This is a genomic window from Sphingobacterium sp. UBA7625, assembly GCF_002484085.1.
Taxonomy (GTDB): domain Bacteria; phylum Bacteroidota; class Bacteroidia; order Sphingobacteriales; family Sphingobacteriaceae; genus Sphingobacterium; species Sphingobacterium athyrii.
In genome coordinates this window covers 38541-52698 of record NZ_DLJD01000044.1, presented here as the reverse complement: position 1 = coordinate 52698, position 14158 = coordinate 38541, and the positions used below count along the sequence as shown (strand labels likewise).

14 protein-coding genes are annotated in these 14158 nt (G+C 39.6%); 2 read left to right on the top strand and 12 right to left on the bottom strand.

Going from position 1 to position 14158, the window contains the following annotated elements:
* Window positions 1-27 precede the first annotated feature (27 nt).
* The 6 genes from B4G94_RS18465 to B4G94_RS18440 all read right to left on the bottom strand — a co-directional run bounded on the left by B4G94_RS18465 (window position 28) and on the right by B4G94_RS18440 (window position 5124).
* Window positions 28-1044 carry a FecR domain-containing protein gene (locus B4G94_RS18465; protein WP_286860804.1) on the bottom strand — a complete coding sequence of 339 codons (1017 nt, stop codon included), beginning with the start codon at window positions 1042-1044 and terminating at the stop codon, window positions 28-30.
* Window positions 1045-1121: 77 nt separating this feature from the next.
* Window positions 1122-1718, bottom strand: coding sequence for an RNA polymerase sigma-70 factor (locus tag B4G94_RS18460; RefSeq protein ID WP_286860803.1), 597 nt, complete (start codon window positions 1716-1718; stop codon window positions 1122-1124).
* A gap of 267 nt (window positions 1719-1985) precedes the next feature.
* A complete protein-coding gene (gene hemE / locus B4G94_RS18455; RefSeq protein ID WP_108636712.1) occupies window positions 1986-3023 on the bottom strand; it encodes a uroporphyrinogen decarboxylase in 1038 nt (345 codons plus the stop codon).
* Window positions 3023-3541, bottom strand: a complete 519-nt coding sequence (locus tag B4G94_RS18450) for a hypothetical protein (RefSeq protein WP_241254845.1) — start codon at window positions 3539-3541, stop codon at window positions 3023-3025. Before B4G94_RS18450 ends, hemE begins: the two co-directional genes overlap by 1 nt.
* Window positions 3542-3551: 10 nt before the next feature.
* Window positions 3552-4259, bottom strand: coding sequence for a response regulator transcription factor (locus tag B4G94_RS18445; RefSeq protein WP_070563139.1), 708 nt, complete (start codon window positions 4257-4259; stop codon window positions 3552-3554).
* Window positions 4249-5124, bottom strand: coding sequence for a sensor histidine kinase (locus B4G94_RS18440; protein ID WP_104385725.1), 876 nt, complete (start codon window positions 5122-5124; stop codon window positions 4249-4251). The genes B4G94_RS18445 and B4G94_RS18440 overlap by 11 nt, the downstream gene beginning before the upstream one ends.
* 118 nt (window positions 5125-5242) lie before the next feature.
* On the opposite strand from B4G94_RS18440, the gene B4G94_RS18435 reads away from it, so the two are divergent.
* Window positions 5243-5947: a YjjG family noncanonical pyrimidine nucleotidase gene (locus B4G94_RS18435; RefSeq protein WP_286860800.1), complete on the top strand. Its 705-nt coding sequence runs from the start codon at window positions 5243-5245 to the stop codon at window positions 5945-5947.
* 113 nt (window positions 5948-6060) lie between these two features.
* Here B4G94_RS18435 and B4G94_RS18430 read toward each other — a convergent pair whose 3' ends face one another.
* The 3 genes from B4G94_RS18430 to B4G94_RS18420 form a co-directional block, all read right to left on the bottom strand.
* On the bottom strand, window positions 6061-6870 hold the full coding sequence (locus tag B4G94_RS18430; protein WP_286860797.1) for a 3-keto-disaccharide hydrolase: 810 nt from the start codon (window positions 6868-6870) through the stop codon (window positions 6061-6063).
* Between the two features lie 67 nt (window positions 6871-6937).
* Window positions 6938-9385, bottom strand: coding sequence for a TonB-dependent receptor domain-containing protein (locus tag B4G94_RS18425; RefSeq protein ID WP_286860794.1), 2448 nt, complete (start codon window positions 9383-9385; stop codon window positions 6938-6940).
* A gap of 103 nt (window positions 9386-9488) precedes the next feature.
* Complete coding sequence (locus tag B4G94_RS18420; RefSeq protein ID WP_077437687.1) at window positions 9489-9770, bottom strand: ATP-dependent Clp protease adaptor ClpS; 282 nt, start codon at window positions 9768-9770, stop codon at window positions 9489-9491.
* Window positions 9771-9847: 77 nt separating this feature from the next.
* On the opposite strand from B4G94_RS18420, the gene B4G94_RS18415 reads away from it, so the two are divergent.
* On the top strand, window positions 9848-10894 hold the full coding sequence (locus B4G94_RS18415) for a 3-oxoacyl-ACP synthase III family protein (RefSeq protein ID WP_286860792.1): 1047 nt from the start codon (window positions 9848-9850) through the stop codon (window positions 10892-10894).
* 73 nt (window positions 10895-10967) lie between these two features.
* On the opposite strand, the gene atpG is transcribed toward B4G94_RS18415, so the two are convergent.
* From atpG to atpH, 3 genes are all read right to left on the bottom strand, one after another.
* On the bottom strand, window positions 10968-11870 hold the full coding sequence (atpG, locus tag B4G94_RS18410; protein WP_108636707.1) for an ATP synthase F1 subunit gamma: 903 nt from the start codon (window positions 11868-11870) through the stop codon (window positions 10968-10970).
* 91 nt (window positions 11871-11961) lie between these two features.
* Complete coding sequence (atpA, locus tag B4G94_RS18405; RefSeq protein WP_286860787.1) at window positions 11962-13536, bottom strand: F0F1 ATP synthase subunit alpha; 1575 nt, start codon at window positions 13534-13536, stop codon at window positions 11962-11964.
* 54 nt (window positions 13537-13590) lie between these two features.
* Entirely contained in the window at window positions 13591-14133 is a 543-nt protein-coding gene (atpH, locus tag B4G94_RS18400) for an ATP synthase F1 subunit delta (protein WP_108636705.1), read from the bottom strand.
* Between the last annotated feature and the right edge of the window lie 25 nt (window positions 14134-14158).

Sequence of the window (14158 nt, the reverse complement as noted above, 5' to 3'; positions counted from 1 at the left end):
TAAGTAGTTTATATCATCAATTTTTGGTTATCGTTTTTTTGAAACTATAGCTACAGATTTGCCTGCTATTGTATAACGGAGTGGTGTAATGACATTGATCAGTTCCAAAATTTCACGTAGACTTTCAGTTTTCACTTTGAAGGTGTAACGTCTATCGGCTTTAGCTCCACTCCAGTTAATTTGCACACCATACCAACGTTCCAATTTCTTGAGCACGCTATCCAAAGGTTCGTTCTCAAAAACAAGTTCTTCAGATTTCCAGGTGCTGTATTGTACCGCATCCAATTGCCGTATCTGCGTATACCGACCACTCCGTTTATCCAATTGGATCCAATCATTAGGTTTTAACTCCCCGATCAGTTTTCCATTTTTATCTTTTATCACTACTTTGCCACGTAGTAAGGACACCTCTGTCTTGGCATCATCCGCATAGGCCGAAATATCAAAAGCAGTTCCTTTAACCACAACATCCAAATGGGAAGTCTGCACGGTAAACGGCATATTTTCTTTTTTCACCACATCAAAAAATGCCTCACCATCGAGTGTAATCTTGCGATCATATTGATTAAAAGCATGCGAATAGGTTATCTTTGTTCCCGCATTTAACCAAGCTTTTGAACCGTCTGGCAATACAACTTGTGACTTTTGTCCCAACGCCGTATAAACAACTGTATGCTCCTGGGAAGATTTATTCATTAAAATATTACGCTGAATAAAATACGTTCCCAATGTACCGGACAGAAAAATAAGAATTGCCGCAGCACTGACCAGCCACCAAAAACGATTGCGGTCAAAGACAACGGTTTTAACCACCGGTTGGATACGATCTTGGATTTTGTTCCATATCCCCGGACGATCTGCCCTATCTATGACCAAAGGTGGTTCTTTGAGATGTATCCATTCGTTTTCCAGCTGCAAAAGATAATGACGATTTTGTTCACCTGAATCAAGCCAAGCTACAATCGCTGCATTTTCCTTTACATCACTCTCTTTTCTTAGATATCGAACTAATTGCTCCAGTGACGGCTTATAACTGCTATTCATTATTTTGGGTTTACGACAAATAGACACCTAGAGCGGAGAAAACCCCTAAAAGATTTTGTATTTTTTTTAAAAAATATTTAAACGAGTGTGGAAAGACCTGTACCACACATCGCTAAAACCAGTAGAATCGAATCTGGATAAAGTATTTGATAGCGTTCAAGTATATGTGCCCGTATTTTTTTAGACGCAATGGACATCTGATTTTCGACTGTCTTGATGGATATTTGCAGTTCCTGAGCTGCCTGCTGATAGGTCTTCTGTTCTTCCTTACAGTATTGATAGACGATTTTACATTTTTCAGGCAATTTGCCTATAGCTTCCTGATAAACAAGGGAAAACTCCTCCATATTGATACACTCCTCTGCTTCCTGGCGGGTCATTTCCTCCCTAAACCAACGTTCCAAATGAGCAGTACGTGCACTTTCATTGCGTAAAGCATTGAGCACACGGTTACGGGCTGCCCGATAAAGATAGGTCTTGACATGAAAAATATGGATTTGATCCCGATCTTCCCATAGTTTAACAAACACATCCTGTAAACAGTCCTCCACTAACTGCACATCACGTGTATAATACCCCAAGAAGCGGCAAAGCTCGTCAAAATAATGATGAAACACTTCCTCCAGCGCTTCTTCATTAATCAGCAATCCATCCATCAAGGTATTTTTACTCATTTATTAGGTTTTGCGACTAAGCTATAAAATAAAACAACATTTACAAAAAAAGTAAGTGTGCTCATCTTAACATATTTTGCACGAATTTTCACCATACCTGCTGTAAGCCGCATTTCAATGCATTATAAAATAATAAAAATCTTACTTTTAACTACTTGCAGCTGTCATCTCCTGTTCAAAAAAAAGACCTGCCAGTTAGGGCAAGTCTTCTTTTGTTTTTTATCGGTATGGATAAAATCCGTTCTCCGGATAATCGCAACTGAAGATTTAATAGCGAAATTCTTTCACAACCTCGATTGCGTATTTTACATTGTCAAAAGGAATATCAGGCATAATACCATGTCCCAAATTGAATATAAAACCATGCTCTCCGCGCATACGTTCAAATAATTCTATAATTTTCTTTTTGATCACAGGTTTTTCAGCATATAAGACAAAAGGATCTAAATTTCCTTGAACTGCTATCCCTTGAGGCAAAGACTGCTTTATATTTTTTAGATCCGCATTCCAATCGATAGAAACCACATCTGGCTGCGCCTCTACCATCATCGGAGCAAAGACAGATGATCCCTTACAGAAAGAGATTACCGGAATATCCTTGCGGTTCAGCTTGGAGATAATCTGTTTGTTGTAATAATGTGAAAAATCACGGTAATCATTCCAGGACAAGGCCAATGCCCAGCTATCAAACAATTGGATTGCATTTACACCTGCCTCGATCTGCATGTTAAGATAGGCTACAGTCACATCGGCAATCTTTTGAAGGATCGTATGCGCCAACTCAGGTTGATTGTTTAACATCAACTTCGTCAATTTAAAGTCTTTTGACGAACCGCCTTCCACCAAATAACTTAAAATGGTAAAAGGTGCTCCCGCAAAACCGATCAATGGGATACGATTATCAAGACGTTGCTGAATTACTTTTATGGCATCAGCTACATATTGCAGTTTATCCAAACAGTCAACTGATAATGCTTCTGCCTCTTTGACAGAACGAATTGGATTAGAAAAACGAGGACCTACACCTTGTTCAAATGACAGATCTCCACCCATTGCTTCTGCTGTAACCAAAATATCCGAAAACAAGATTGCTGCATCTATTCCCAACAAATCCACAGGCAACATCGTTACATCCGCTGCAATCTCTGGTGTTTTGCACATTTCGAGAAAAGAATACTTGTTTTTGATATCCCAGTATTCTTTCATAAAGCGTCCAGCCTGACGCATCATCCACACCGGAGGTCTCTCCGTTTGCTGCGAGAATGCAGCTCTAATCAATAAATCGTTTTGTAAAGTACTAATCACTATAAATGTTTTGAAATTTCGTTTTCTATTTTTGTAATAATACTGACCTGTCTTGCAGTTAAATGCAATTTGTTGGCCACATCTGTATATGCCCTTGCTCTTTCATAATCTGTCTTACGCAGTGCAATATTGGCCAGATTGATCATTACCATACCTTTTTCATTATCTTTTTTCCAGGGTAGACGGGAAGCGAGCTGAAAATGATATTCAGCCTCATCGATACGTTCTTCTTTTAAGGCAATATTTCCCATCATAAATTCATAGAAATTACGCCGCCCTTTACGAAGGGTATCTGGATTTTTTATTTGGGACAGCAAGCTTTTTGTCTTTTCATAGTCCTGTCTATGAAAAGCTTGTGTTGCCAAGAAAACTGACCCCTCCCGGAAATGGCTCCAAATTAGATAACCAATTCCACCAGCCAGCAAGACAGCTGTCTGATAATGCCCCTGGTATAAACCATAGCCCAAAAGTAACGCAGCAATAAAAATAACGGCTATTCTAGCCTTAATTGTCATCATCTTTTATTTGCTATGCGTTATTGTCGGTAAACTTATAACCAACTCCTCGGATAGAATGGAAATAGATCGGGTGTTTCTGATCAGGCTCAAAATATTTCCGGAATGTCAAAATGAAATTGTCAATGGTACGCGTCGAAGGATAGACGTCATAATTCCATACAGTTTCTAAAATCTGCTCACGGGAAACCGCTTCATTACGACGTTCGATCAACAGCTTTAATAGCATTGTTTCTTTTTTCGTCAGAGAGGTAATCGTTCCATCTGCGTGATGCAATTCATAAGAATTAAAATAGATGGTTTTATCACCGATTTGATAAGAATTCAATTCTTTTAAATCATCCGGTTTCATTCCACGACGGACCAAATTTCCAACACGAAGAATCAACTCTTCCAGGTTAAAAGGTTTTACCAGATAATCATCAGCCCCTTTTTTGAGCCCCGTGATCCGGTCTTCGCTACTGTTCTTGGCAGTCAAAAACATGATCGGAACCTCGGTATTCTGTAGTCGAATTGTTTCAGCAACTTGAAATCCGTCTATTTCAGGAATCATAACGTCCAGAACTACGAGATTGAAACGTTCTTCCTTAAAAACTTTCAATGCTTTTTTTCCGTCAGTAGCCGTAGTGACACGGTAACCTTCCATTTCGAGATTCAACTTGATAGCTTCTAACAAGTGTTCTTCATCTTCGACAAGTAATATTCTTTGTTTACTTTGCATTTCTTTCAAATGTTACTTCAAAAATACTCCCTTTAGGAGTGTTATCTTTAACTTTAATGGTCGCGTCGTGCTTCTGCAACACGGTTTTCACGATATATAACCCCAAACCAGTACCTTTGGTTTTCCGTGTTGCTTCACTTCCCACGCGATAAAACTTATTAAAGATAAGTTTTTTCTCTTCATCACTGATACCAATACCGTGGTCAGCAACAGAAAAAATTATTTTATTGCTCTCTGTGTATAATTTTACATCCACCATAGCGCAAGCCGGTGAATATTTAATAGCGTTCTCTATGAGGTTTGTCACAACATTACTTATCGCAAATTTGTCACCATGGATAATAATATCCGATTCCAGATAAGGTTTCAATACCTGCGAGCTGCACGAATTTTTTTGAAGCCGATCGACAATTTGCTCCACTAGAGAAGTAAAATTAAAATCTTCTTTGGGCATGCTGTAATTGCGGCTGTCCAACTTCGTTGTCATCAATACATTCTCCACCAGATCGTCCAATCGTTCAATATCTTTTAATGAATTTCTTAAAAAAGTCTGTTGCTGTTCCTTGTCCAGATCCCGTCGCAAAATGGTCTGAATATAGAGTTTGACTGAAGCCAAAGGAGATTTCAACTCATGCGTAATAGCCAAAAGGAAATTTTGCTGCTGTTGCAGCAGTTTCTGCTCGCGCTCTACAAGACGCTTTAACCGCCATGCACCCCATAAAAAAATGATCAAAAAGAAAATACCCTCGCCTATAATCATATTCTTTTTGCTTGGGTCAAACCGGATGAACATCACCCCCCACCAGATCAACTGCATGATCGCATAAAACAAAAGGAAATAAAAGAGTAAAAGCGCTTTCTTCATGTAACAAAAATAGCTATTCACCAAGGCATTCGGAAATATCCCAACGATTATGACACAAAGAAGAAAATTAGCCGATTCACAATAAGATAAAATCTCCCCGGAGGTCGTATATTTGCATATGTTTAATCGTGAGAAAAAGGATATTTTCTTTGATCTAGATCATACCATCTGGGATTTTGACAAGAATGCTGAAGAAAGTCTCCACAACTTGTATTTTAAATACAAGTTTGACAGCTTGTTTGACAAGGAATCCCCCACCCGTTTCATTGAAACTTATACGGTCAACAATCATCGACTTTGGGGATTATACCATCATGGAAAAATTTCAAAACCCGAATTAAGAAAGGCAAGGTTCGCCGATACCTTTACAGCATTGGGCGTAGATCCTGAATTATTTCCGGAAGAATTTGAACTGGAATACCTAGCTATTTGTCCCCAAAAGACGAATTTATTTCCCCATGCCCATGAAACCTTAGCCTACTTGGATGAAAAATACAACCTACATCTAATCTCCAATGGTTTTAAAGAAGCTTGTGAGACCAAAATGAAAAAAAGCAATTTGAATAAATATTTCAAAAATATCTTTATTTCTGAAGTCGTCGGAGTGAACAAACCTGATCCAAGGATCTTTCAATTTGCACTGGAAACCACGGGGGCACACGTACAACAATCATTGATGATTGGAGATAATCTGGATGCGGATGTACGTGGGGCAATGAATGTCGGAATGGATGCGATCTTCTTTAATCCGAACAGTACGGAAAAACCTGAAGATGTACCATACATGATCGTCGATCTGAAAGAATTGCAAGCAATATTATAACAAAAAAGCAGCTTTAAAAGCTGCTTTTTTGTTATAAAGTTCTGTTTTTATTCGGCAGAAATAACCTCCAATAGGCTTCCGGAGCTTTTAGATTTACGAAAGCCTGCGGGTTTCTATTTTAAAACTTTAACGGTTATGTTCTTAAACCAAACATCATTTCCATGATCTTGAAGACCAATCACTCCTGATTTGCTGTCTCCACCTACATGGCTCAGCAACTCAAAAGCCAAAGGCCATTTTTCTTGACTGAATTTACTTTTTTGTAATAGGTCAACCCAAGATTTATCCCATAGGGTATATTCAACGACTTTCACACCATTTTGGAAATGCTCAACTTTACCATTGTTCACGCGGATCTTCACCTTGTTCCATTCGCCATAAGGTTTGCCATTTTGTGGTTTCGCAGGAATCATATCATACAATGATGTAGACTTACGATTCCCATCGACGCCCATTTTAGCATCTGGGTGGTTTTCGTTGTCAAGCACCTGGCATTCCGGTGAAGAAATATAGATGGGCTGGCCTTCGACTTCTTTCGCCAGGAAGAAAATTCCCGAATTTGCTCCCTTTGCAACCTTCCACTCCATTTCCAATTCGAAATTTTTGAAATCATGAGCAAAAATCAGATCTCCGCCTTCATCTTTACCAACATTCGCCTGGCTATCAAACTTAATTGCGCCTTCATTGATAACCCATCTCTTAGGCACGACAGTTTTATCATATCCTCTCCAACCTTCCATCGACGTACCATCGAAAATAACATATGCTCCGGCTTTATTCTTTTTGAATTTCTTGATATCCACACGTGGCAAATCCAGAATTTTGTAAGCAGGTACTTCTTTTTTTGCTTGTGCTACAGCAGTATGTAGATGCGCTGAAAATGCCATCACCGATACCGCAAGAACTGTTTTTAATAACTTCATTCTTTTTAGTTTTAGGTTTGTTTCAAAATTAAAATTACGTATTTGGGCTTAAAAAGAGGAATATTTTTTAATATTCCTCACCGCCACCGTTTATTTCATTTGTCTGTGCTTCTTTCTTCTTAGACCTGGTTAAATCCTGACTACCAAAGCGATAAGAAAGTGATAAAGTGACCATTCGCTTCATCCAACGGTGTTCAAAATTTGATATAAGTTGCGATGTCTCTGTCACACCATTCATTTTCCGTGAATTAAATACATCTCTGACATTCAACATAATTGATGCTTTTTTCTTAAATACATCCTTTTTCAATGCGACATCCACTCCTTTCATTGCATTCATCTGCCCTTGAGCCATCACGCGTGAAGAATTATACTCACCTCTCATTTGAGCCGAGAAAGTAGGTGTAAAGCGATAATTCGCAGTTAAGTTTGCATTATAAGCGAAATCCTTTCTCTCTTTTATATCGTAGTCCGGATTTGCATTATATTTAATGTGAATCAAATTAAGATTAAATGTAAAATCAAAATCCTTCGTCGCATTGACTTTTGAGATAAATTCAAAGCCTGAAAGATTACGGCTCGTCATGTTTTCCCATCGACTATAGGTCCTTCCATCTTCTATTTTGTAGACAAAAGGCTGTATAACCTCACTGGCATGATTGAAGTAAGCCGAAGATATTAAATTGACCTTTCCAAAAGTTTTGGCGAAGCTCATTTCAAAACTATGTACATCTTCTGGTTTCAGGTTTGGATTTCCCTGACGGTAATTCAAATCATCGGATACATTTAGAAACGGATTGACCTGCCAACCTCGGGCACGTTGCACACGACGCGAATAACTAAACTGAACTTTGTCACCATTATCGTCTACATCATAGGTTAAAAACAAGGTCGGGTACAGTCTAAAAAAGTTCTGCTTTGCATTGGATTCTTTTTCCACAGCATCGGGATCCTTGGAAAAATAAGTGGATTTGAGTTCAAATTGTTCGCCCCGTAATCCAATTTGATAGCCAATTTTATCCGTCAGCTTATTTTGATAATTGGCATAGATCGCATGAACAGCACTGGTAAAATCAAAATCATTACTGATCCTATAATCCGGTACATAATCGCCTACCGAATCAAGTGATAAAGAAAATTGGGTATCAAAAGACTTCCTAATTTGAGAACGGTAGCCGGCCTCAAATTTGCTTACCTCAGAAAATGGCAGCACATAATCCAGCTGAAGATTGATATTCTTGCCATCTTCAGAGGTCGTATTTGTTCGTGCGGTTTCTTTCCGACCGTCAGTATAGTTTTGACGAAAATCATTCGTGCCATCCTCCTTGTCTCTACCGTAACTTGCGTTTGCCGTCAATTCCTCCCCCTGTCGCTTAAATTGATGCCTAAAATCCGCATTGAATTCGTAGCCTAAATCGTCTTCAAATTGAGTGGAATTACGTACGCTCGTTCCAGTCTCCTGAGATAATTTATAAAACCGATAATCTAAATCCTCTATACGTTTATTATCTCGAACGCTCAAATTACCCGAAAAGCTCAATGAAGTACGATCAGACATATTATAATCAAATCCGGCTTTTACTGTGTGGCTATTTCCCTTCCTGGACGATTCAGATTCGCTATAATTACGTGTCGTATCAAGCAAAAAGATATTGTCGGTCTTCCCACTCCCAACCATATGACGCTTGTTGAAGTTATAGGAACCAAAGTAATTGAATTTTCGATCTCGATAATTCAGGGTAAGACCGGCCATATAGTTATCATAGGAGCCAGCAGATGTGTTAACTGATCCATTGAGCCCTGTCCGAATATTCTTCTTTAGGACAATATTGATTATCCCCGTTTGTCCTTCCGCATCATATTTGGAGGATGGATTGGTGATGACCTCAACCTTTTCTATGGAATTAGCTGGAAGACTCTGAAGCAAAGATGTGACATCGTTTCCAGCGAGTGCTGACTCGCGGCCATCTATTAGAATTTTGACACTGCTGGATCCGCGCAGGCTCACCGATCCATCTTGATCCACCTGAAGCGTCGGTACATTGGCTAACACATCTGTTGCTGTTCCACCCGCACTGACCAAGCTCTCGCCCACGTTAAAGGTTTTGCGGTCAATACCAATCTGCATCGCGGGAACTTTCCCCTCAACAACAACTTCATCCAGCAGTTCACCCGTTGAATTTAAGCCAACCCGTCCGAGGTCCTTGCTTTTCGATGCGACCACATCCACCCCCTCAATGGTCTGCGTTTCGTAGCCTACATAACTGATACGGACATTATATTTACCGGGTTTGATATCTGTAAATAAAAGAAATCCCTGATCTACTGACTGCGCGCCTTTAACGTAACTATTATTGCTCGCGTCTAAAAGCGCAGCACTGGCAGACGAAATAGGTTTGGATGTTTTGCTATCGATCAGGATAGCTTTGATTTGACCGGTTTGTGCAAAAACTACAACCGGTAGAAAGAATACAAATAATAATAAAAATTTAAACGATTTAGCGTTAAATGACATGAGAGCTTCAGCTTAGTTTATAGTTTATTGCAAATAAAACTAAAACTTAGAGACAAACTTAAAGCGTAACTATATTATTACCGTAACAAAAAGGATAGTAAATCTATTCGACAGAGACCGTCAATCCCTCAGCTTTCAAAATTTTGCGGTAGATTTCCATTTCAGTGAAAGTGCCTTCCAAAACGGCGCACTTTCCTTCAGTATGTACTTTCCAGGCAATTTTTTCAGCTTGTTTCTCTGTATATTGGAGGTGATACATGAGGCAATGGATCACATGGTCGAACGTATTCGTTTCGTCATTCCACAAAATCAGGCGATTAGAGTCCTTAACAGACGCTAATATCTCTTCTAACGTAAAGGTTTCTTCAGCAGTTTGGGTACCCATGCTGCAAAAATAGAATATTTTTTTCTAAATTAACGACAATATAAAAGGGAAGAAACAATCAATTAGAGGAATTTATTATGTTTCAGTCGAAAATCGCAGGAATTGGCTATTACGTTCCGAAAAACGTATATACCAACAATGACTTAACACGTTTCATGGATACCAGCGATGAATGGATTCAGGAAAGAACGGGGATCAAAGAGCGTCGCTATGCCGACCGTATCGGGGAAACAACAACCACAATGGGTGTTGAAGCCGCGAAGATAGCCATAGAACGCGCCAATATCAGTAAGGAAGATGTCGATTTCATTATCTTCGCAACCTTGTCACCCGACTATTATTTTCCCGGTTGTGCGGTATTACTGCAACGGGAAATGGAAATGAACGAAGTGGGCGCATTAGATATTAGAAACCAATGTTCGGGCTTCATCTATGCCCTGTCCATAGCAGATCAATTTGTCAAAACCGGAATGTATAAAAATGTGCTTGTAGTAGGTTCAGAAAAACATTCGTTTGCCCTCGACTTTTCCACTAGAGGACGTGCTGTATCCGTTATTTTCGGTGATGGTGCTGGAGCTGTGGTTGTGCAGCCAACAACAGAAACCGGTAGAGGCATTTTGAGTACACATTTACATTCAGATGGGGCTGAGGCAGAAAAGCTCGCTATGTACTATCCGGGGGCATCCAGTGGAATCTGGTTAGATAAAATGCCAGACTGGCCTGAACAGGAATTGGGCGGATTACTTATGACCAAAGAAATGCTTGAAGATGGAACTGCGTTCCCAAATATGGACGGACAGGCTGTGTTCAAAAAGGCCGTTGTAAAATTTCCCGAAGTAATTCATGAGGCTTTGACCAAGAACAATTTAAAAACTTCCGATATAGATTTATTGATACCCCATCAAGCGAATCTTCGGATCTCACAATTTGTACAGAAATCATTAGGATTAAATGAGGATCAGGTCTTCAATAATATCCAAAAATATGGAAATACCACAGCGGCCTCCATACCGATCGCACTATGCGAGGCTTGGGAAGCCGGAAAAATAAAAGAAGGTGATCTTATTTGTTTAGCTGCCTTTGGCGCAGGCTTCACTTGGGGATCCGCCTTAATCCGGTGGTAGCAAAGCGTACTACGCATAAAAAAGGCGACAATCTTTCGATTATCGCCTTTTTTATGCTTTCCTGAATAACGAATTATCCGTTTGACAAAGCTGCTGCTCCAGAGACAATCTCCGTCAATTCTGTTGTAATTGCTGCTTGACGTGCCTGGTTGTAAGATAACTTAAGTGATTTTAAAAGATCACCAGCATTTTCAGTCGCTTTATCCATGGCTGTCATACGTGCTCCATGCTCGGAAGCATTGGAATCCAAAACAGCTTTGTATAATTGAATCTTGATGGCTTTAGGAATTAATTCCTCGATAATCTTCTCTTTGGAAGGCTCGATGATATAATCCACTTCAGCTTCTATTTTTGCTTTATGCGTATGTTGTGTGTTTCCCTCTGCAGGTGGTAATAAAGGCAAAATCTGCTCTGCTGTCAATTCTTGAACCGCAGCATTTTTGAATTGGTTATAAACCACTTCTACACGATCAAAATTACCTTCCTTAAATTGTTCCATGATAAATTCCGTCACTACAGAAACAGATCCAAAATTTAAATCAGAAAACAAGTCTGAATGGTTAGCTATCACATCGAAATTACGCTTCGAGAAGAAATCGTAACCCTTTTTACCAATAGCAATGATACTCAAATTGCCTTTTGCATGCTGCTCGGCATATTTGTTAGCGATCAAGTTATTAGTCATCTTGATCGCATTCGCATTGAATGCCCCAGCCAAACCTCTATTAGAAGAAACAACCACGATCAACACCTTATTTGGCTCACGATCTACCGTAAAAGGAGAATTACTTCCCTCCACACTTGCAGAAACATCAGCCAAAATATCTCTTAGTTTATTCGCATATGGGCGCAATTGTAAGATAGCGTTAGTAGCGCGCTTCAATTTAGCAGCCGATACCATTTTCATGGCTTTCGTGATCTGCTGTGTTGATGATACCGAGGTAATCCGGTTTCTTACTTCTTTTAAATTTGCCATATCTGAGATTGGAGATAGGAGATCTGAGATGTGAGATTCAAGAAATCTTTTAAAGACATCTCAAATCTCAAATCTATCATCTCACATCTATTTAATATTTTGATGCTAAATCCTTAGCTACTGTTTCTAATACTGCAGTCAACTCATCTGAAAATTTACCAGCTTTAAACGCTGCTAAAACTTCTGGATGGCGTTGTTCCAATTGTGTCAAGAACTCTTCTTCAAATTCTCTTACTTTGTTTACTGGTACATTACGCAATAAGCCTTTTGTTCCGATGTAAATGATCGCAACTTGTTTTTCTACAGAAACTGGAGAATATTGACCTTGTTTCAAGATCTCAACGTTACGAACACCTTTATCCAAAACGGCTTTAGTAGCAGCATCCAGATCAGAACCAAATTTCGCAAAAGCTTCCAATTCACGGTACTGCGCTTGATCTAACTTTAATGTACCCGATACTTTTTTCATCGGCTTGATCTGCGCATTACCACCCACACGAGATACCGAAATACCTACGTTGATCGCTGGACGGATACCCGCGTTGAATAAGTTAGACTCCAAGAAAATCTGACCATCTGTAATAGAGATTACGTTGGTAGGGATATATGCTGAAACGTCTCCTGCCTGTGTTTCGATGATCGGAAGTGCTGTCAATGAACCACCACCTTTAACCAAATGCTTGATAGATTCAGGAAGGTCATTCATGTTACGGGCGATATCATCTGAAGAGTTGATTTTCGCTGCACGCTCCAACAAACGGCTGTGTAGGTAGAATACGTCACCTGGATATGCTTCACGGCCCGGAGGACGACGTAACAACAAAGAAACCTCACGGTAAGCCACAGCTTGTTTAGATAAATCATCATAAACGATCAATGCTGGACGGCCTGTATCACGGAAGAACTCACCGATAGCAGCACCTGCCATTGGCGCGTAGAATTGAAGTGGAGCAGGGTCAGCAGCAGAAGCAGCTACAACAACAGTATAAGCCATTGCACCTCTTTCCTCCAATGTACGAACGATATTCGCTACTGTAGAATTCTTTTGACCTACGGCAACGTAGATACAGAATACAGGTTGACCTGCATCATAAAATTCCTTTTGGTTCAAGATCGTATCGATACACACCGCAGTTTTACCTGTTTGACGGTCACCAATAACCAACTCACGTTGACCACGACCTACTGGAATCATCGCATCGATTGCCTTGATACCTGTTTGTAATGGCTCTGTTACTGGTTGGCGGTAGATAACACCCGGAGCTTTACGTTCGATAGGCATTTCGTACAATTCACCTTGGATAGGTCCTTTACCATCAATTGGTTGACCCAATGTATTCACTACACGTCCCAACAAACCTTCTCCAACTTTGATGGATGCAATACGGTTGGTACGTTTAATCGTATCTCCTTCTTTAATTTCGTCAGAAGGGCCTAAAAGTACAACACCGACGTTGTCTTCTTCTAAGTTTAATACAATACCTTGTAATCCGTTATCAAATTCAACCAACTCACCGGACTGAACTTTAGTTAAGCCGTAAATACGAGCAATACCGTCACCTACAGCAAGTACGGTACCCACTTCCTCTAGTTCGGCTTCTGATTTAAAGCCCGACAATTGCTCTCTTAGAATTGCCGAAACTTCATCTGGTCTTACCTCTATCATTTTAATTATTATAAGGGGTTTTTTGATTTATTTTACTTTAAATACCAGAATAACTTAGTTACCCTGATTCAAATATCTTTCTAATTTATTCAACTTACCAGCAATACTTGCATCAATCTGGCGGTCACCAATATTGACGACAAAGCCACCGATCAGCTTGTTATCGACTTTATTGATCAATATCACCTGAGCGTTGGTTTCTTTTGCAAGTACATCTTTCATCGCTGCCAAATTAGCTTCAGAAAGTGGTGCTGCAGAAGTAACTGTAGCTTTCACAATACCTTTAACCTCGTTATACTCGCGGATAAATTCCTGAGCAGTAGCATATACGATCATCCCACGACCTTTGTTGATCATGATCTTAAAGAATGCCAAGATATTTGGGTTGATCTTATCTTTAAATAAAGCATCCAATATGTTTTTCTTCTTGTCCAAAGGAACAATAGGATTGGCCAAAACAGCTTGCAATTCTGAACTGGATTTTAAAACAGCGATGAACGAATCCATATCTGTTTTGATGGTTTCCAGTGAGCCCTGCTCGCTAGCCAAGTCAATTAATGACTTTGCATATCTCGATGCTACTTTAAATACTGACATATTCTATTTCGTAATTTGAGTGGCC

What these genes read in the sequence shown, in the direction of transcription:
- B4G94_RS18465 (WP_286860804.1), bottom strand. Translation starts at nt 1,044, where the DNA reads ATGAATAGCAGTTATAAGCCGTCACTGGAGCAATTAGTTCGATATCTA.
- B4G94_RS18460 (WP_286860803.1), bottom strand. Translation starts at nt 1,718, where the DNA reads ATGAGTAAAAATACCTTGATGGATGGATTGCTGATTAATGAAGAAGCG.
- B4G94_RS18450 (WP_241254845.1), bottom strand. Translation starts at nt 3,541, where the DNA reads ATGATGACAATTAAGGCTAGAATAGCCGTTATTTTTATTGCTGCGTTA.
- B4G94_RS18445 (WP_070563139.1), bottom strand. Translation starts at nt 4,259, where the DNA reads ATGCAAAGTAAACAAAGAATATTACTTGTCGAAGATGAAGAACACTTG.
- B4G94_RS18440 (WP_104385725.1), bottom strand. Translation starts at nt 5,124, where the DNA reads ATGAAGAAAGCGCTTTTACTCTTTTATTTCCTTTTGTTTTATGCGATC.
- B4G94_RS18435 (WP_286860800.1), top strand. Translation starts at nt 5,243, where the DNA reads ATGTTTAATCGTGAGAAAAAGGATATTTTCTTTGATCTAGATCATACC.
- B4G94_RS18430 (WP_286860797.1), bottom strand. Translation starts at nt 6,870, where the DNA reads ATGAAGTTATTAAAAACAGTTCTTGCGGTATCGGTGATGGCATTTTCA.
- B4G94_RS18425 (WP_286860794.1), bottom strand. Translation starts at nt 9,385, where the DNA reads ATGTCATTTAACGCTAAATCGTTTAAATTTTTATTATTATTTGTATTC.
- B4G94_RS18420 (WP_077437687.1), bottom strand. Translation starts at nt 9,770, where the DNA reads ATGGGTACCCAAACTGCTGAAGAAACCTTTACGTTAGAAGAGATATTA.
- B4G94_RS18415 (WP_286860792.1), top strand. Translation starts at nt 9,848, where the DNA reads ATGTTTCAGTCGAAAATCGCAGGAATTGGCTATTACGTTCCGAAAAAC.
- atpG (WP_108636707.1), bottom strand. Translation starts at nt 11,870, where the DNA reads ATGGCAAATTTAAAAGAAGTAAGAAACCGGATTACCTCGGTATCATCA.
- atpA (WP_286860787.1), bottom strand. Translation starts at nt 13,536, where the DNA reads ATGATAGAGGTAAGACCAGATGAAGTTTCGGCAATTCTAAGAGAGCAA.
- atpH (WP_108636705.1), bottom strand. Translation starts at nt 14,133, where the DNA reads ATGTCAGTATTTAAAGTAGCATCGAGATATGCAAAGTCATTAATTGAC.